Source organism: Streptomyces sp. RFCAC02, assembly GCF_004193175.1.
Classification (GTDB): Bacteria; Actinomycetota; Actinomycetes; order Streptomycetales; family Streptomycetaceae; genus Streptomyces.
The window spans coordinates 3,765,767-3,783,792 of record NZ_SAUH01000001.1 but is presented as its reverse complement, the minus strand read 5'-3'; the positions used below and the strand labels follow the sequence as shown (position 1 = coordinate 3,783,792).

The 18,026-nt window shown below is 71.9% G+C and carries 14 protein-coding genes and 3 pseudogenes; 6 read left to right on the top strand and 11 right to left on the bottom strand.

Going from position 1 to position 18,026, the window contains the following annotated elements; genetic code table 11:
* Positions 1-106: 106 nt before the first annotated feature.
* From EMA09_RS17520 to EMA09_RS17475, 10 genes and pseudogenes are all read right to left on the bottom strand, one after another.
* Positions 107-1,158 (bottom strand): annotated as a pseudogene (locus EMA09_RS17520) (BMP family ABC transporter substrate-binding protein).
* A gap of 228 nt (positions 1,159-1,386) precedes the next feature.
* The gene (locus EMA09_RS17515; RefSeq protein ID WP_129841965.1) at positions 1,387-1,893 is read right to left on the bottom strand and encodes a hypothetical protein; all 507 of its coding nucleotides are present in this window, start codon (positions 1,891-1,893) and stop codon (positions 1,387-1,389) included.
* 4 nt (positions 1,894-1,897) lie between these two features.
* Complete coding sequence (locus tag EMA09_RS17510; RefSeq protein ID WP_168220750.1) at positions 1,898-3,235, bottom strand: ATP-binding protein; 1,338 nt, start codon at positions 3,233-3,235, stop codon at positions 1,898-1,900.
* A 90-nt stretch (positions 3,236-3,325) separates the two neighbouring features.
* Entirely contained in the window at positions 3,326-4,552 is a 1,227-nt protein-coding gene (locus EMA09_RS17505; RefSeq protein ID WP_129841963.1) for an amidohydrolase, read from the bottom strand.
* 159 nt (positions 4,553-4,711) lie between these two features.
* Complete coding sequence (locus EMA09_RS17500) at positions 4,712-5,773, bottom strand: hypothetical protein (protein WP_129841962.1); 1,062 nt, start codon at positions 5,771-5,773, stop codon at positions 4,712-4,714.
* A 26-nt stretch (positions 5,774-5,799) separates the two neighbouring features.
* Positions 5,800-6,729, bottom strand: coding sequence for an N-acetylneuraminate synthase family protein (locus EMA09_RS17495; protein ID WP_129841961.1), 930 nt, complete (start codon positions 6,727-6,729; stop codon positions 5,800-5,802).
* Positions 6,726-7,942 (bottom strand): annotated as a pseudogene (locus EMA09_RS17490) (acylneuraminate cytidylyltransferase). Before EMA09_RS17490 ends, EMA09_RS17495 begins: the two are co-directional and overlap by 4 nt.
* Before the next feature lie 71 nt (positions 7,943-8,013).
* Positions 8,014-9,366 (bottom strand): DUF6716 putative glycosyltransferase, encoded by a 1,353-nt coding sequence (locus EMA09_RS17485; RefSeq protein ID WP_129841959.1) that lies wholly within the window; start codon positions 9,364-9,366, stop codon positions 8,014-8,016.
* Between the two features lie 475 nt (positions 9,367-9,841).
* A complete protein-coding gene (locus EMA09_RS17480; RefSeq protein ID WP_129841958.1) occupies positions 9,842-10,429 on the bottom strand; it encodes an RNA polymerase sigma factor in 588 nt (195 codons plus the stop codon).
* Between the two features lie 267 nt (positions 10,430-10,696).
* Positions 10,697-11,503, bottom strand: a pseudogene (locus EMA09_RS17475) (ATP-binding protein); the annotation flags it as partial.
* 488 nt (positions 11,504-11,991) lie between these two features.
* Between EMA09_RS17475 and EMA09_RS17470 the strand changes: the two are divergent.
* The 6 genes from EMA09_RS17470 to tgmC all read left to right on the top strand — a co-directional run bounded on the left by EMA09_RS17470 (position 11,992) and on the right by tgmC (position 16,128).
* A complete protein-coding gene (locus EMA09_RS17470) occupies positions 11,992-12,255 on the top strand; it encodes a hypothetical protein (protein ID WP_129841957.1) in 264 nt (87 codons plus the stop codon).
* The gene (locus EMA09_RS17465) at positions 12,224-12,751 is read left to right on the top strand and encodes a DUF6879 family protein (protein ID WP_129841956.1); all 528 of its coding nucleotides are present in this window, start codon (positions 12,224-12,226) and stop codon (positions 12,749-12,751) included. Before EMA09_RS17470 ends, EMA09_RS17465 begins: the two co-directional genes overlap by 32 nt.
* 18 nt (positions 12,752-12,769) lie before the next feature.
* Positions 12,770-13,621, top strand: coding sequence for a helix-turn-helix transcriptional regulator (locus tag EMA09_RS17460; RefSeq protein WP_129841955.1), 852 nt, complete (start codon positions 12,770-12,772; stop codon positions 13,619-13,621).
* Between the two features lie 124 nt (positions 13,622-13,745).
* Positions 13,746-14,006 carry a putative ATP-grasp-modified RiPP gene (gene tgmA / locus EMA09_RS17455; protein WP_129841954.1) on the top strand — a complete coding sequence of 87 codons (261 nt, stop codon included), beginning with the start codon at positions 13,746-13,748 and terminating at the stop codon, positions 14,004-14,006.
* A gap of 2 nt (positions 14,007-14,008) precedes the next feature.
* Entirely contained in the window at positions 14,009-14,968 is a 960-nt protein-coding gene (tgmB, locus tag EMA09_RS17450) for an ATP-grasp ribosomal peptide maturase (protein WP_129841953.1), read from the top strand.
* Positions 14,965-16,128 carry an ATP-grasp peptide maturase system methyltransferase gene (tgmC, locus tag EMA09_RS17445; protein ID WP_129841952.1) on the top strand — a complete coding sequence of 388 codons (1,164 nt, stop codon included), beginning with the start codon at positions 14,965-14,967 and terminating at the stop codon, positions 16,126-16,128. Before tgmB ends, tgmC begins: the two co-directional genes overlap by 4 nt.
* Positions 16,129-16,305: 177 nt before the next feature.
* Here the strand turns inward: tgmC and EMA09_RS17440 are convergent, their stop codons facing one another.
* The gene (locus tag EMA09_RS17440; protein WP_129841951.1) at positions 16,306-17,925 is read right to left on the bottom strand and encodes a glycoside hydrolase family 20 protein; all 1,620 of its coding nucleotides are present in this window, start codon (positions 17,923-17,925) and stop codon (positions 16,306-16,308) included.
* Between the last annotated feature and the right edge of the window lie 101 nt (positions 17,926-18,026).

Here is an 18,026-nt window from a genome sequence, read left to right as displayed (position 1 = left end):
TGGGCCGGCGGCCCCGGGCCGGACGCGGGGCGGCCCGCCGGCAGCGCCGCGCCCCGGTGCGGGGGCGGGGCTGCCGGCGGGCGCGGCCGCCGTCACCCGACAGGGATCAGGGGGTGTCCCGGACGGTGATCTCGCCGCTCGTGATGCCGTCGGTCGCGGCCTGGATCTCCTCGGCGATGTCGTCGATGAAGCCGCCGGAGGTGGACAGCGACACGCCGCCCTCGGCCAGCGTGTACGAGTGGAGGCCGGACGGCGACTCGCCGTTCTGCACCGCCTCGATCAGGTCGAACACGGCCACGTCCACGCTCTTCACGACCGAGGTGAGGATGTGGTCCTGGTAGTCCTCGAGGCCGGGCTGCTGGTACTGGTCGGAGTCGACGCCGATCGCCCAGGCGCCGGCGTTCGCGACGGTCTCGATCGAACCGGTGCCGGAGGAGCCGGCGGCCGTGTAGATGATGTCGACGCCGTCGCCGAGCATCGAGTCGGCCGTCTCGGCGGCACGGGCCGGGTCGTTGTAGCCGCGGTCGTCGTCACGGTAGAGGTAGCGCACGTCCACCTCGACGTCCGGGTTCGTCGCCTCGACGCCCTGCACGAAGCCGGCCTCGAACTTCTGGATCAGCGGGTTCTCCACGCCGCCGATGAAGCCGACCTGTCCCGACTCGGTCTTGAGGGCCGCGGCGACACCGGCGAGGTAGGAGCCCTCGTGCTCGGCGAACGTCATCGCGTAGATGTTGTCGCCCTCGGGGCGGAGTCGACGACGGCGAACGTGGTGTCGGGGTACTGCTCGGCGACGGTCAGGATGGCGTTGTCGTAGAGGTAGCCGACACCGATGACCGGGTTGTAGCCGGCCTCCGCCATGGCGGTGAGGCGCTGGATGCGGTCGTCGTCGGTCTCGCCGTTGCGGGCCGTCTGGTAGTCGACGGTGACGCCGAGTTCCTCGATCGCCTGGTCGCCGCCGCGGGCCGCCGACTCGTTGAACGAGTGGTCGTCACGGCCGCCGACGTCGAAGGCGATCCCGACGCCCTGTTCGTTGCTGTCGCTACCGCTGCTGGCGTTGTCGTTGCTGTTGGACTCGGTCGAGCTCTCCCCGCAGGCGGCGGTCAGCGCGAGGGCTGCGGAGAGGGCGATCGTGGCCGTCAGCCGTGATACGCGGCGCAAGAGGACGTTCCCTTCGGTCGAAAAGCGCCTCTTGGACGGCGCTGTTGCGCCAGATCGTAACGCGCGTAGAACCGGTGGGAAGAGGTGCGGCGACCCCGTTATCAGATCGGTGTTAACGAAACCCGTCCGCAACACGGCGAACACCGGCCACCTCACCGGACCGGACCACACACCCCTCGCCCCACCACCCCCGAACCGGTTGCTCCCGAACACGCGACAGCACGCCGCTCATGGCGTCTCGGCCCACGTCCCCATGACCGCCTCCAAAGTCCAGATACGTACCCGCGCCCGCACGCGGGACGCGTACAGGTCCCGCTCGGCGACGATGCTCAGATCCCCGGCACCGAGTTGCCGGCGCACGGCGTGCTCGGCCAGATCCATGCCGGTGCTGCCGCCTCCGCACAGCGAGGCGATGAACGCGCCGTCCCAGGTCCGCTCATGCAGGACCCAGGGCGCCTGCCCCCGGGCGGTCTTGAGCAGCACGCGCATCAGCTCCGTCGCGCGGGTGCGGCGGACCGAGCCGTCCTTGATCTGGAACACGTGGTTGCCCGTCTCGATCACCGTCGCGGTCGGCAGGATGAAGCGGACTCCTGCCTTCAGCCTGGCGTCCATCTCCGACAGGACGGCGTCGCGGTGACCGTTCATGTGGGGCAGGTCGAGAATCTCGACGAACACCGACGTGTCCAGGAAATCGACGACGGGCAGCCGGAGTCCCGCCCTGCGCGGTCCGTTCACGGGCTCACAGGCTCCTCAAGAAGTCCTCGACGCCGCTCACGCCCGTGTCGGGTGGGCGGACGGCGTCGGGCAGGCGGTCCTTGGAGACCACGTCGCCCAGATCACCGGCTGCGAGCAGCTCGACATATCCGGGCAGCTCGGTCAGGCGGGTCAGCATGCTCTCCCCCGAGTGCGGCGCCCTGCTGCACACCACGACGCCCGGGTGGTCCTGCGCGTCGAGGGAATTGAGCAGCGCGGGACTGTGGGTCGTGAGCAGCACGTCGATGCGCCGCCGCTGCGACTCCTCCTTCATCAGGTCCAGCACCCGCGCGGCCTGTGTGGGATAGAGGCCGTTCTCGATCTCCTCGATCACCAGGTGACGCTGTGCCCGCGCCGGGTCGTCGCCGCCGTCGGCGACCGGGGCGGTGAGCAGCGCTGTGCCGAAGGCGAGAAAGCGCAGCATGCCATCGCTGAGGAGGCGGGCCGGGACGTCGTGTTCCGCACCGTGATAGCCGGACTCGCGCAGCACGAGCTGAACGTCACCGAGCCTCGTGTCGACGCTGCTGATACCGCGGACCGGGTACTCCGGCATGCCCGCCACCAGGTCCGTCAGCCGCCTGAACGCCGGGGGGTCGGTCCGGTGGAGGCTCTCCACGGCCGCGCTCAGATTGTCGGCGCTTCGCCGCAGCTCGGTGTCCCGGGCATTGACGTACTGCCGCATGAGATGCGGTACGGGGTCGAGCGGGAAGACCGCCCGCAGCGCCGCGAGGACGTCCTGCGCGGCGCGGTGCACCAGCCTGGTCGCTTCCGTCGTCGCGGGCAGACGTACTGGTACCTGGCTCGTCAGCAGGCGGTCGGTGGTGAAGGGAACACTCGGATCGACGCCTCGCCGTCCGTTGAAGTAGCGGACCTTGAGATCACTTCGATGGGGTTCCATGGGTTCACTGGCGAGCAGCGACCGCTCAATGAGCCGACGGTTCGCGTAGCGCACGCCCTCGACGGCGGTCAGCTCCTCCTTCAGGACGCGGACCTCGGGCCGGACCTCGATCTCCACGTCCAGAGCGAACACCGCTTCCCCTGACCGCACCCGGCAGCCCAGCCGGAACGTCTCCCGGCCGAGGGGTGCGCAGCCCTCGGCGCCGCCCCGGACCGGTTCCTCGCCTCCGCTCTGCGGCCCGTCCAGCGCGTCCCGCACCGGCTCGCCCGAGGCGAGGCGCGACAGCACCATCAGCCCGTCCAAGGCGTTCGACTTGCCGCTGCCGTTGCGGCCGATCAGCACCGTGAGGTCGTTGAGCGGCAGGCACTGGCCGGTGAAGCTCTTGAACGAGGCCAGGCGCACCTCCTCCAGACGGGGAGTCTCCACCTGGCACCTCTCTCGTCCACTCCGGCTCGGGACCGCTCCCGCCCAGCTAAGCAGGAGCGATCGCGGGGCGTCCAACGGTGAGCGGCCGTGTCACGCGGGGACCGTGCGGCTCAGGGTGGTGGCTGTTGTCAGGAGGTCGACGCCGATGGTGATCGCCGTCTCGTCCACGTCGAAGTCGCCCTGGTGCAGGTCGCGTGCGCCGGGGCGCGGGGAGCCGGGGGTGGCCGGGGGGCGTACGCCGAGGCGTGCCATCGCGCCCGGCACGTGCTCCAGGTACCAGGAGAAGTCCTCGCCGCCGAGGCTCTGCTCGGTGGGCTCGACGGCGTCGGCGCCGAACCGCGCGGTCATCGCCGCCGTCAGCAGGGCCGTGGACCCGGCGTCGTTGACGACGGGCGGGACGCCGCGGATGTACTGGAGTTCGGACTTGGCGCGGTACAGCGACGCGACCTCGTCCACGGCCGCGTGCACGAGGTCGGGGGCGGCGTGCCAGGCGTCGAGGTCGAGGCAGCGCATGGTGCCGGAGAGCTGCGCGGTCTGCGGGATGACGTTCGACGCGTGGCCGGTGGTGAGCCGGCCCCAGGTGACGGCCATGCCGGCGCGGGTGTCGACGCGGCGGGCGAGCAGCGCGGGGACCTCCGTCGCGACCTTCGCAGCCGCCGTGACGAGGTCGGTGGTGAGGTGGGGGCGCGCCGTGTGGCCGCCGGGGCCGGCGAGGGTGACCTCGATGCGGTCGCACGCCGAGGTGATCGCGCCCGTGCGCACGCCGATGCGGCCGGCGTCCACCTTGGGGTCGCAGTGGAGGGCGAGGATGCGTTCGACGCCGTCGAGGACGCCGTACTCGATGATGTCGGGCGCGCCGCCCGGCAGGACCTCCTCGGCCGGCTGGAACAGCAGCCGCACCGGCCGGGCGAGCCGCCCCTCGGCGGCGGCGCGGGCCAGGACGAGGCCGGCGCCGAGGACGACGGTGGTGTGCACGTCGTGCCCGCAGGCGTGGGCGCGGCCGGGGACGGTGGAGCGGTAGGGCACCGTCTTGGTGTCCGGGATGGGGAGCGCGTCGATGTCGGCGCGCAGCGCGAGGAGTGGTCCGTCGAGCCCCGGTGCGGTGATGTCGCAGATCAGCCCCGTGCCGCCGTCGAGTACGCGCGGGGTGAGCCCGGCGCGCGTGAGGCGCTCCGTGAGGACGGCGGTGGTGCGGACCTCCTGGTTGCCCAGCTCGGGGTGCATGTGCAGGTCGCGGCGGAACGCGACGAGCTCGGCACGCAGGGTGTCGTCCAGCGGCGGGATGGGGTCGGGGTCCGAGGGCAGTGGATCACTCACGTGATCGAGACTAGCGCCGTTCGGCCGCCAAGTCGGCGGTGATCATGGAAAGTTCATACGACCGATGGAGCCGTCGGCCGCATGAGGACGTAAACGACTGGGTATGACTCTCCCTTTTGCGTTTTTCCCCGCGTTTCTTCGCCGGGCCGCTCCCGCCGGTCAGGAGGCGGTGCCCTCGCGCTGGGTGGGGATGGTGGTGAGCCGGTGGGTGCCGCGCGCGGTCTCGGTCACGTCCCGCAGGAAGCCGGTGGCCCGCTCGGTGACGCCGGCGGTGAACCAGTCGTCGGCGATGTCGCAGATCTCCACCTCCGCGCCCGTGCCGGCGAGGACGCGCGGCAGGGTGTGCACGACGGTGGACGGGAAGCTGAGGACGCGGGCGCCGATCGGGCCGCGGCGGGCGACGAGTTCGAGGGGGAAGTCGGGCCGTACGATCTCCAGGCCGGCCTCCGCGGTGAGGCGGTGCAGCTTCTCCTGGCTCTCCCTGCGGTGCGCGAAGTAGCGCGTCACACCGTGCTCGGCGGCGAGGGCTGCGACCCCCGCGACGTAGCGGTCCTCGGCGATGACGCCGGTCTCCACGAGCGAGGTGCCGACGAGGTCGGCGCCGCCGGTGAGGCGCGGCGGGCCGAACGTGGAGCGCGTCCAGGCGAACGTGTTGTCCGTGACGGTGATCCCCGGCAGCTCCGGCACCGGCATCGCCGTGAACACCTCGACCCGCCGCCCGGCGATCGGCCGCAGCCGCCGCACGGCGCGCCGCGCGACCGGCGCGAACAGCAGCGCGCGCGGCCCGCGCGCCCGGGGCCGGTGCCAGCGCACCAGCCGTTCGCCGCGGCCGAGCTGCGCGACGAACTCCATGGTGGCCGTGCCGTCGTCGACCACCGTGATGTCGCCGCTGCCGCCCATGGACAGCAGGAGCTGCAGGTAGCGGGAGAACGGGTCGCCGACGACGAGGTGGCGTGCCCTGCGCACCGGCCCGGTGAGCGTGGCCAGCGCCTTGGGGGGCGCGACCGCGCCGCCGCGGGCCTCTCGCCACAGGACCCGGTGCCCGGCGTCGCGGGCGAGCCGCGCCATGCGGCGCAGCTGGCCCCGGGACGTCGGATCGTGGGGCGGGAGGATCGCTATGGTGAGGCCGTCGGGAACGGTGACGTGCGCCCACTCGACGATGTTGAGCATCTGCACGGGACTCTCGGCGAACGCCAGGGTCCGCTCGCGGTTCTCACTCATGCGGTCCTCCCGCCTCCCGTGGCCGTTCAGACCCCGGCGGTCGCCGTGCCGGCGGACTCGGCGACGACGCCCTTGACCCGGCGCAGCTTCTTCATCGGGCCGAGCTCGCTGTCGTAGACCCGCTTCACGCCGTCGCCGAGGGAGTCCTCGATCGTGCGGATGTCGCGGACGAGGCGCTGGAGGCCCTGCGGCTCGACGGACGCGGCCTGGTCGGAGCCCCACATGGCGCGGTCGAGGGTGATGTGCCGCTCGACGAAGACGGCGCCGAGGGCGACGGCGGCCAGGGTGGTCTGCAGGCCCGTCTCGTGGCCGGAGTAGCCGATCGGGACGTTCGGGTACTCGGCCTGCAGGGTGTGGATGACGCGGAGGTTCAGCTCCTCGGCCTTGGCCGGGTAGGTGCTGGTGGCGTGGCAGAGGAGGATGTTCTCGCTGCCGAGGACCTCCACGGCGTGCCGGATCTGCTTGGGCGTCGACATCCCGGTGGAGAGGATGACGGTGCGGCCGGTGGCGCGCAGGGCGCGCAGCAGCTCGTCGTCCGTGAGGGACGCGGACGCCACCTTGTGCGCCGGCAGGTCGAACTTCTCCAGGAACGCGACGGCCTCGGTGTCCCAGGGGGAGGCGAACCAGTGGATGCCGCGCTTCCTGCAGTACTCGTCGATGGCGCGGTACTCGTCCTCGCCGAACTCGACGCGGTGCCGGTAGTCGATGTACGTCATCCGGCCCCAGGGGGTGTCGCGCTCGATGTCCCACTGGTCGCGCGGGGTGCAGATCTCCGGCGTCCGCTTCTGGAACTTCACGGCGTCGCAGCCGGCCTCGACGGCGGCGTCGATGAGCGCGAGGGCGTTCTCGAGGTCGCCGTTGTGGTTGATGCCGATCTCGCCCGTGACGTAGACGGGGCGTCCGGGGCCCACGAGGCGGTCGCCGAAGGTACGGAGTCGGTCGTTGCCCGAGGTCATGATGTGGTCAGTTCCTTTCCGAGAATCCACGAGGCGATCTCGCGGATCGCGCCCGCGCCCCCCGCGGCGGCGGTGACCGCGCGGGCGGCTCCGCGCACCACGTCGTGGGCGCTGGCGACGGCGACCGGCCAGCCGACCAGGTCGAAGCAGGGCAGGTCGTTGACGTCGTTGCCGGCGTAGAGCACGCGTTCGGGCGCGATGCCCTGCTCCTCGCACCACTGTTTGAGGGCGAGGTCCTTGCGGTCGATGCCGTGCAGGACGGGGATGCGCAGCTTGCGCGCCCGCGCGGCGACGACCGGGTTCTCCTCCGTGGACAGGATCAGCAGCGGCATGCCGGAACGGCGGAGCGCTGCGATCCCGAGGCCGTCGCCGCGGTGCACGGCGACGAACTCCCGCCCCTCGGAGTCGACGAGCACCCGGTCGTCGGTCTGGGTGCCGTCGAAGTCGAGCACGACCGCGTCGACGTCGGCGCGGGTCGGCAGGTGGTCGGGGAACGGCGCGGGGGCCGTGGCGGCCCGGGCGCCGTCGAGCAGCGGCGCGAGGGCGCGGGCGCGGGCCAGGTCGTGCGGGTCGTCGATCTCCAGGACGCGCGCCGGGTCGGTGGGGACCAGGTCGGTGCGGCCGAAGAAGCGGTGCCCGGCAGCGCGGAAGCCCGCGGCCCGCATGGCGTACGCGGCGCCCGTCTCCAGGTAGTCCTGGGGCCGGTCCTGGCGGCGGGGGCGGAACGCCTTGTCGTGGTTGACCCCGACCGCGCCGCTCCCCTCCCCGGTCTCCTCGCCGGCCCGCCACACGAAGCCGTGGAACGGGGCGGCCGTCAGCGCGCTGTCGGCGCCGTCGAGCACCGCGGCGGTGACCCCGTCGACGTCCTCGGCGGTGAGGAACGGGCTGGTGCACTGCACGAGCAGGACCACGTCGGCCGTGGTGCCGTGGCGCTCCTCCCACGCGTCGAGCGTGTGGATGACGGCGGCCTCGCTGGTCGCCGTGTCGCCGGCGATGGCGTCGGGCCGCTGGATCACCTCGGCGCCCGCGGCGTGCGCCGCGGTGGCGATCGCGGGGTCGTCGGTGGACACGGCGACGGCGGTGACCAGGCGCGCCGCGCGGCAGGCGCGGACGGCCCGGTGGACGAGCGGGGCGTCGCCGACGGGCGCCAGGTTCTTGCCCGGCACCCCCTTGGACCCCCGCGCGCCGGAATCACTGCCAGGACCGTGCTCATGGGGGACGCCTTCGTTCGTCGGTCGGGTGGGGTGCCGCCCGGTATCGGGTCCGGCGTGTCGCGCGGGGCCGTCACAGCTGGCCCCAGCGGCGGATCAGGGGGGCGACGCGCTGCGCGCCCGCCCGGTAGGCGCCGCGCGCGGTGCGGCGCAGCAGGCGGCGGGACGCGGCGCGGACGCCGGTGGGCTCGGCGGCGCCCTGGTAGCCGGCCTGCGGCTCGCCCTTGGCGTCGAGGCCGTGGCGGGTGAGGACGCCGGGCAGGTACGCGGGCGCGGTCCGCACGGTGTAGTAGGGGTCGAGCGGCGGGAGCCCGGCCTCGTCGGCGGCCTGTTCCATGAGGTCGGCGAGCCGTTCCCTGGCGGGCGCGAACGCCTCGTCGGTGTCGGCGCGCAGGCCCTGGTCGGCGAGCCAGGCCGGGTCGGGCTCGGGGACGGCGCCGCCGTCCAGCTCGTCCCAGGACGAGAAGCAGCCGGAGCCGATGAAGTAGTGGTTGCCGAGCGGTTCGCGCACGCCGAGGTCGGTGAGGACGGCGGTGGGGATGCCGCGGTGCAGCGATTCGAGGGCGGCGGTCGAGCTGACGGTCACCAGGAGGTCCGTGCCGTCCAGGACCTCGCCCATGTTGCCGTAGGCGAGCTGGAAGTTGGGGGGCGTCTCGCCCTTGGCGCGCTCGGCGAGCCGCTGGTAGGGCAGCTCCTCCAGGTGCGTCGTGTGCTCGCCCGGCCTGCTGCGCAGCTTGAGGACGACCTCGCGGCCGGGGTGGCGGCGCGCGTGGTCCATCGCGCGCTCCAGGAGGTAGGCGCGGTCGGCGCGGTTGCCCGGGACGGACGGCTGGACGGCGAAGACGACGCGGTACGGGCGGTCCCCGCGGGCGACCGCGTCCGGGTCGTACGGCGCGCCGTCGAGGAACGGCAGCGCCGCCCCGGTGACCGACGCGGGATCGGCCGGGACTCCGCTCAGCAGGTCGCGGAACCGGCGGACGTCGTACGGGCTGTTCGCGAGGATGATGTCGGCGCCGTGCCGGGCGAGGAGGCCGCTGGCCAGGTTCTCGTACACCACGCCCACGTAGCCGGTGACGACGGTGGTGCGGCGGGGCGCGCCGTGCCAGGCGCGGGCCAGGCCGTGGAGCATCGCCTGCGTGGTGGTGCCGACGCAGGCGAGGACGAGCACGTCGAACGGCGCGGCGGCGTCACGGCGCGCGGCGAGGTCGGCCAGGAAGTCGATGGCGCGCACCTCGCGGGGCGCGTCGACGTCCGTGCCGGTCTCCGCGAGCTGGCGTTCCGTGGGGGTCGCGCGGCCGCGCAGCACGTAGCCGGTGACGGATGACTCGGGGGCTATCCGGCGCGCGGTGAGCGCGCCCCATTTCCACCTGGTGTCGGAATCCGCCAGCACGGCCACGCGACGTGTCGTGGGGGATGAATCGGGCACGGATCGAACCGTAGGCGGCGCGGCGGAGGGCCGGACCAACTCAGCCTCAACAACGCGTTAACAGCGTGACACTTAAGAACCAACTCCCCCGTGCGCACGTGCATTTCGCTCCGCGGACGGGCCTGGTTAACACGGCGTTGGCCGTCGAGTGGGGAAGCGTTCACCTTGACGGTGAAATGAGGGCGGAATGACGGTAGAAAGACGGCGGGAAAAGTGAATTCCACCACCGGCCGGACCGGGAGGACGCGGAGCCGGCAGCGGCGCGGGGAAAGAGCGGTGAAAGGGGGCGAGGCGGAAGGGCCCCTGAGCCGTCCGGGTGACCGGGCGCGGGCGGGTGGTCGGGGTGCGCGGGCGGGCCGGGAACACCGCCCCGCCCGCGCGGGGGACTCCCTGAGGTACGGGGGGGACCTCGGGGAGTCCCGCGGACCGATGACCAGTCGGCCCGTTCCTTACTGCGCCGTAGCCCCCCGATCCGTTACACGGCCGCCGTGAGCCCGCCGCCGTCGCGCCCGAAGCGGTCGAGCCGCTGCGCGAGCCGCCGCAGGCCGCGGTGGTTGGCCGTGCGGACGGCACCGGGCCGCGAGCCGAGCAGCGCGGCGGCCCGCCGCGCGTCCATCCCCACGACCGTGCGCAGCATCACGGCGCCCGCCTGCTCGTGCGGCAGCTCCGCGACGAGGGCGAGCGCCCGGCTCGTCCCGAGGGCCGCGATGGCCTCCTCGGCGGTGTCGCTCGCGGCCGGCAGCGCGGCCAGCGCGTCCTCGTCGGCCCTGGTCTCCTGCGGCCTGCGCCCGCGCGCCCGCAGGTGGTCGAGCGCGCGGTTCCGCGCGATCGTCGCCGTCCAGCCGCGGAACCGGTCCGCGTCCCCCCGGAACCGCCGTAAGTCCCGCGCTATGTGCAGCCACGCCTCCGCCGTCACGTCCTCGGCGTCCGGCTCGGCCACGATGGTGCGCACATAGCCGAGCAGCCGCGGATGGACGGCCCTGAAGACGGCGCGGAACGCCTGCTCGTCCCCCGCCTGGGCCGCTCGCACCGCCGCGGTCAACTCGCTGTCTGCACCCAGCACTCCTCGCCCCCCTTTGCGGCCCCACGCCACGATGACGTCCCGCCCGCCGTCCGTCTGTCTCAGTGCGCAGAACGCTACGCTGCGGATCCACGCCAGTCCATGGCGCACCCGGCCGTATCCGCTGCGTAACGCATTCGAGGCCCTCGGCGCTGTAGGAGATGCGGGCACGGACAGCACCGGTCCACGGCCCGCGACAGCCGGGGTCTCTCCTGTGGGGGGTGGCGGCCCCGGCTGTTTCCCCATGCCCCGGCCGGCCCGGCGCCTCGTTCAGATGCCGTAGAGGGTGGGCAGGTCGACCAGGAGTACGTCGTCGCGGCGGCCGGCCGAGCCGACCAGGTCGGGGTGGAAGCCGTGCAGCGAGTACAGGGCCAGCGTGGTGCCGGCGGTGTCGTGCCCCTGTTCCGCGAGCAGGACGCGGATGCGTTCCAGACGTCGCAGGTCACCGGTCCCCCGGCGGGCGGCGGTCGCCTTGGCCTCGCCCAGCAGCGCGATCCTCGCGCGGGGAGTCTGCGGGCGCTCGCCGGCGGCCAGGGCGATGACGTCGACCTCGTGCCTGGTCCCGGCGGCCCGGTCGGCGACCTCGGTGGTGCCGACCGGTCCTGGCAGTCCGCCGGGCAGGAGGGTGTGGGCGTACCGACGCGTGAAGTCGCGGGCCAGGTCCTCGAAGTGCGGCCCGAGGATCTTCGAGTTGAAGGTCGGGGCGGCCTGCTGCCACACCTGCCCGGCGAAGCCCTGCTCGACGGCGGCGGCCTGCGGGAGGGTGATGAGCTGGTTGAAGCGGATGACCGGGTCGGCGAGGGTGATGACGGGGTGCCTGGCGCGGAGGATGTCCTGTTCCCGCCGGATGTAACCGGTCGATTCCAGGACCCCGAGCGGGTGGGCGACGGCGTTGCGCGGACGTTCGAGAGCGGCGCCGATCCTGCTGGGCGTGGTGGCGCCGTTGGCGATCGCGGTGAGGATGTCGTAGTAAAGCGTGTGCTGTGTGATCCTCGGGTCCTCGCGCAGGCTGTCCCGGTAGTCGAAGGCACCGAGCCGCAGATCGACCACCGCACGTCCCCGCAGCGGCTTGGTCCCTCGACAGCTATGAGCCACCTGGGATTGTCCGGAAGCACCGGCGGCCGGCCTTCCGCTTCCGGGGGCGTTCCCCCATGCGGGTGAATCCGGGGGGGTGCCGTTCCGTGCTGGGGGCAGGGCCGTCACCGTGCCCGGACGACCTCCCCCTCGTCCCCGGCCTGGGCCGCTCGTACCGCCGCGGTCAACTCGCTGTCTGCGCCCAGCATCCCTCGCCCCCCTTGCGGCTCCACGCCACAGTGACGTCCCGCCCGCCGTCTGTCTCAGTGCGCAGAACGCTACGCTGCGGATCCACGCCAATCCATGGCGCACCCGACCGTATCCGCTGCGTAACGCATCCGAGGCCCCCGGCGCTGTAGGAGACGCGGGCACGGACAGGACCGGTCCACGACCCGAGAAAGCCGGGGTCTCTCCTGTGGGGGGTGGCGGCCCCGGCTGTCCGACGTGCGTGGAAGCGGATATGGCAACCGACCTGGCTCCTGGAGGGCACCGTGGAACTGACCTTCATCGGAATCGACCCCGAGACGACCGGGGGTGGTTCACCGACCGTGTGGGTCGACGAGGAAGCCGGCCTCGTTCTCCAGGGCGAGGAAGCGGGCGAGCTGCTCAAGGCCCGGATCGGCGGGACCGAGTGGGTGTCGGGGCACCACATCGGCATTCCCCCGCACGAGACCGTGATCCGCATTCCGGCCCGCATGGTGCCGCTTCTGAGGGAGGCCTGCGATGTCGCGGAACGGCGCGCCGGACTTCGCTGACCTGCTGAAGTCGGCCCGGTTCACTGCCGCGCATCTGGAGATGCGCGACATCTACAGCGTCGGGGACGAGACCAGTAGCTTCGAGCGCTTCATGAAGACCGGTGAGGCAGACCTCGACCCCGACTCGGCGTTCTGGCAGGGCTGGGCCCCGCTGGTGCGGGAGGCCGTGGGACGAGGCGTGGCCATGCGCAGGGCACGGATCGTGTCCGAGCCGGTAACCGACTACATCCGCTATGAGTACGCCCTGACCCCGGTCAACGTCGCCCTCGGGGAGCAGGTTCGCTGGCTTCCGCGCAGCCGGGCATCGGACATCGCACTGCCCGGCAACGACCTCTGGCTGATCGACGGACGCCGGGTCCTCTTCCACTGGTTCACCGGAGACGGCGACTGGGCCGGACACATGTTCAGCGAGGACCCCGCCACCGTGGGACTGTGCGCGTCGGCGTTCGAGTCAGTGTGGCAACGGGGCATCGACCACGGGCAGTTCACCGTCTGACCTCATTGCAACGGCCCCATGCCCTCACCATCACCCTCATCCAGCGCCCGGGCTGCCCGTGAAGCCCTGGCCGTCCGCCTGATGCACCTCCGCATGGACGCCGGGCTCACCGGCAGGGAACTCTCCGCCCGGTGCGGCTGGCATCCGGCGAAGACCACTCGCATGCAGAAGGGCGAGGCCGCGCCCACCGACGCCGACATCCGCGCCTGGTGTGCCGCTTGTGACGCCGAGGACCAGACAGCGGACCTCATCGCCACCGCTCGGGCGGTGGACTCGATGTACATGGGGTGGCGCCGTCTTCACCGCAACGGTATGCGCAGGACACAGGAGGATTTCACCTCACTGCACGAGAACGCCGAGGTGTGCCGCGTTTACGCCTCCAATGGCGTGCCGGGGTTCCTCCAGACCCCCGCCTATGCGACCGCGCTCATGCAACGGATCACCGATTTCCAGGGCACGCCCGACGACGTCGCCGACGCGGTGGCCGCACGGGTGGCGCGCGGTCGGTTTCTCCACCAGGGCAACCACAGGTTCGTGGTACTGCTGGAGGAATGGGTGTTGCGGTGTGTGATCGGCGATGCGCAGGTGATGGCCGACCAACTGAATCGCCTCCTCACGGCGCTGCCGTTGGTCAGTATTTCACTCGGAGTGATTCCATTCAGCGCCCGACGGGTGATCTGGCCGCTGGAAGGCTTCTACATGTTCGACGGCCAGCACGTGGTTGTGGAGACGCTGACGGCTGAGATCAACATCAGGCAGCCCCGGGAGATCACCGACTACGCCAAGGCGTTCCGGGAGCTGGGAAGGATGGCCGTCTACGGCATCGATGCGAGGCGACTGATCGAATCCGCCGTCCGCTCCCTCGGGTGAACGCGCGCAATTACTCACAATCCTGTTGGTGTGACGCTGCGTTCACCGGCACGGTTGTCACACGGCCCCGGGCGTTCCCCGGAACACCCGGGTCTCGGATCGCCGAAGAGCATCAGGAGCCACTGTGACGACCACGACCGAACGGTTCACCGCCATCCGCCCCTGGGGCGCCGACCGTCTCGCGCCCTATCCGACCACCGTCCGCCTTCCGCACGTCTCGGTCACCATCGACCCCGACACGCAGCTCGGTGTCTTCCGCGACCGCACCGGCCACGTGGTCGAGATGGGGAAGCACGGAACCAGCAAGGGCACGGAGACCTCGACCACCACGAACTCCGACTCCGCGAACGATCAGGGTCACGACCAGGACTCCCAGCAGGACTGACGATGGCCGATGAGCGACCAGTACTGGTGGTCACCGCGGCGGACGACCTCACCGCCGACATGGTGCTCATGGAGCTGAACCGGCGGGACGTGCCGGTGATGAGGTTCGACCCCCGCGACATCGGCACCACCCTGACGATCTCGGCCAGGTTCGGCATCTGCTCGGCGCCCGCGGCTCGGCAGGTACGCACTCCGTCGAGGACTGCCGACCTGTCTCGCGTCAGAGCGGTGTACTGGCGCCGTCCCCAATGGCCCGCGTTCCCGGACCTGGAGCCGGACGACGCCCGGTTCGCGGCCGCGCACGTCCGCTACGGGCTCGGGGGGAGTCTTTTCGCCTCGGACTCTCCCCTCTGGGTCAACCACCCCCTCCGCAACGCCGCGGCCGACTACAAACCGGCTCAGCTCGCCCTCGCTCAGCGGCTCGGCCTCGCCGTCCCACCCACCCTGGTCACCAACTGTCCTCACGAGGCCCGTGAATTCATCACGGCGCAGGGAGATGTGATCTCCAAAACCCTGCGCTGGACCCCGTACACACGCAACGGCGTACCGGTCACCGGCTGGGCCGACCCCGTGACCGCCGACGAGATCGACGACAGCGTGCGCGTCGCTCCGCACCTGTTCCAGGCACGCGTCGACAAGGCCGCCGACCTTCGGGTTCTGATCGTCGGTCACCGGACGTTCGCCGTACGGATCGACTCCGAGTTGCTGGACTGGCGCAAGGACTACAGCGCCCTCACCTACACCGTCGAACGGCTCCCCCACCGGGTGGACAAGGCTCTGCACCACTACCTGGAGTCCCTCGGCCTGGTGTCGGGCAGCTTCGACCTCGCCGTGGATCGGCAAGGCGAGCACTGGTGGCTGGAACTGAACCCGAACGGCCAGTGGGGGTGGCTGGAGACGGAGACGGGCCTCCCGATGTCCGCCGCCTTCGCTGACCTGCTCACCCAAGGAGATGGCGCATGAACGACTCGGCATCCCAGCGGCGCCGTCTGGCCGCCGCGCTGGCGGACGAGGGAGCCCTCACGTCCCCGTGGCTGCGCGCCGCCGTCGAAGCCGTGCCCCGGGAACTGTTCCTCCACCCCGGCGTCTTCATCGACGAGGGCGGTGCATGGCGCCCCGTCACCGCGGTCGGTACCGACCCGGCCGAGTGGCTCGGGATCGTGTACACCGGCGACACGCTCACGACCCAGCTCGACGGCCACCTGACCGCCGACCAGGCCGATGGCCCCATCCGAGGCGTACCCACATCCTCATCCACCACACCGACCACCGTTGTCCGCATGATCGAAAGCCTGGGGTTGAAAGCCGGCCACCACGTCATGGAGGTCGGCACCGGCACCGGCTATTCCACCGCCCTTATGTGCCACTTCCTCGGTGAGGACGACGTGACCACGATCGAGGTGGACCCCGCGGTGGCAGAGCGGGCGGACGCCGCTCTCGAGACGGCCGGCTTCTCGACGTGGACCGTCACCGGGGACGGTCTCCTCGGTCACCCGCGGAACGCGCCGTACGATCGTGTGATCGCCACCTGCGCCGTGCGTCGCGTTCCGCACTCCTGGGTTCGGCAGACCAAGCCCGGCGGCGTCATTCTGAGCACCGTGGGTTCCTGGCCCTACGGAACAGGCCTGGCCAGGCTCACCGTGGACGGCGACGGCAACGCCGAAGGGCGGATCGTCGGCAGGTCCGCGTTCATGCACGCTCGGGCACAGGCCGTGGTGCCGGTCTCCGGTGACCTGTCCGCCCGGACGGCCTATCCGGACAGTGAGAGGGGGACGAAGGTGCCGCCCACCGTGCTGGACGACTGGATGCCGGCCTTCCTCACCCAGCTCGCCGCGCCCGGCGCGCAACTCGTCCGTGCCGCTCGGAGCGATGGGACGCGGCTGCTGTATGTCTTCGATCCCGATCGGGAGTCCTTCGCGGAGTTCATCGCCGACGGCGCCGGATGGACGGTCCGCCAGGGCGGCCCCGCGGCGCTCTGGGACAGGATCGAGGACGCACTCGTCGCGTGGCGGGCGGCGGGGAGCCCTGAGATCGACGCTGTACGTCTCCGCGTCACCCAGGCGTCGCACCGCTACTGGATCGAGGGCGCTCAGAAGCTGAACTGGGAGCACCGCCTCGACTGACGGCGAACGGGATCATTCGGGTACCCGGAAGGCCGTGACGTACGGCTCGGACCGGGGTCCCCGCCGCTTCTGGGGGCGTTCCCCCGTGCGGGTGAATCCGGGGGGGGTGCCGCTACGAAGGGAACGGTCCCGGTGGCTGGTGCCGCCGGGACCGTTCCGTGCTGGGGGGCAGGGCCGTCACCGTGCCGGGACGACCTCCCCCGCCAGGGCGCTGAACTCGTCCCACGACAGCTTCGGCTCGCCCGGGTCCCAGACCTTCTGGGAGAGCGCTGCGAGCGGCATCCGGATGCCGTCGGCCACCTGCTCGGGGGTCTGCGCGTCCGACAGGTCGCACCAGACGCCGAACCGCGCGCCGGGTATGTGTTCCGCGTCGCGGAAACGTTCCGGCACCGGTTCGGTGCCGCGCAGGACGGCCGGTGTCCACTCCTCGTAGATCCGCTCGCCGGTCGGGTAGGTGAAGTCGTTCGGCTCGCCGAGCACGTAGTAGAGGTACTCGGAGCTGTGGTTCAGCACGGGCCAGCCGCCCTCCAGGTACTCCACGGGCTCGCGCGCGCCGTACTCGCGGCCGGTCCAGTAGGTGACCTGCCGGTCCTCGTCGGGCTTCACGGTGCCGCCGGCGTGCATGCCGTCGTTCCACACCTGCGGGGTCTTCCCGGCGTCGCGCACGGCGTCGGCGCGGTCGTTGATCCAGGCCGTCGCCAGGTCGCGGACGCCCGCGTCGTCGCCGAACCGGTCGCGCGCCTCCCTGGCCAGGTCCGGGTAGGTGCCCTCGGGGTCGCTGACCGTGGAGGCGACGTACTCGTCACCGCCCACGTGCACCCAGTCGCCGGGGAACAGTTCGGCGTACTCGCGCAGCAGGTCGTCGATCAGCTCGCCCGCCTCCGGGTTCGCTATGTCGACGGCCCCCTCGGTGACCGTGCCGTCCGCCCGCTTCAGCGCGAACTCGGGGTGCGCCGCCAGCACGGCCCCGAGGTGCCCGGGCGAGTCGATCTCGGGGATCACCGTGATGTGCAGGTCGCGCGCGAGCCGCAGGATGTCCTCGACCTCGTCCTTCGTGAGGGCGTCGTCCGAGGCGACCTCGGGGTGGCTCTCGCTGGCCACGCGGAAGCCCTGGTCGTCGCTGAAGTGGAGCTGGAGCTGGTTCAGCTTGAGATCGGCCATTTCGGTGAGCCTGGCCTTGATCCAGTCGGCGGAGAAAGGTTTCCGCGCGGTGTCGAGCAGCAGCCCGCGCTGCGGCCGGTCGGGCCGGTCCCAGGCCGTGCCCTCGGGCAGGCCGCCGGCCCCGCGCACGGCCTGGGCGACGGTGCGGGTGCCGTAGAAGACGCCGGCCTGCGCGCGGCCGGTGATGGTGACGCGGTGGTCCTCGGTGACGAGCCGGTAGCCCTCGCCGCCGGTGTCGGCGTCGTCGTCGAGCTTCAGCACGACGTCGCCGGCGCGGGCGCCGTCGTCGGCGCGCTCGGCGCCGATCTCGTCGGCGAGGCGGTCGGCCTCGTCGTCCAGCGGGCCATCGCCGTCGGCGACGACACGGGTGACGCCCTCGGCGGGCGCCCATCCGTCGCCGTCCGCGGCGTCGAACGAACGGACGGCGGGGATGACGCGCGGCTCGCCGCGCGGACCGTCCGGGAGGTCGTCGGGGTCGGGGGACTGGGAAGCCTCGGGGGGCGTGGCGGCGGCCGGACCGGAACGTTCGGTACCCGTCCCGTCACCGCCCTGTTCGGCGATCACCAGGGACGCGGCGACGACGATCGTCAGGGCCGCCACGGCCAGGGCGCAGAGACGCCAGGGCGCTTGTCGCATACTCCGACCGTATGCATAACCGTCGCGTCGGCAAACGGATCAAGCCGGTGGCCGTCCGGGCGCCCGCGCGGGTGCCGCGCGCCCCCGTACCGACACCGGAA

Coding starts and splice junctions, on each gene's coding strand:
- EMA09_RS17440 (WP_129841951.1), bottom strand. CDS start 17,925: ATGCGACAAGCGCCCTGGCGTCTCTGCGCCCTGGCCGTGGCGGCCCTG.
- EMA09_RS17500 (WP_129841962.1), bottom strand. CDS start 5,773: ATGAGTGAGAACCGCGAGCGGACCCTGGCGTTCGCCGAGAGTCCCGTG.
- tgmC (WP_129841952.1), top strand. CDS start 14,965: ATGAACGACTCGGCATCCCAGCGGCGCCGTCTGGCCGCCGCGCTGGCG.
- tgmB (WP_129841953.1), top strand. CDS start 14,009: ATGGCCGATGAGCGACCAGTACTGGTGGTCACCGCGGCGGACGACCTC.
- EMA09_RS17495 (WP_129841961.1), bottom strand. CDS start 6,729: ATGACCTCGGGCAACGACCGACTCCGTACCTTCGGCGACCGCCTCGTG.
- EMA09_RS17465 (WP_129841956.1), top strand. CDS start 12,224: ATGTCGCGGAACGGCGCGCCGGACTTCGCTGACCTGCTGAAGTCGGCC.
- EMA09_RS17460 (WP_129841955.1), top strand. CDS start 12,770: ATGCCCTCACCATCACCCTCATCCAGCGCCCGGGCTGCCCGTGAAGCC.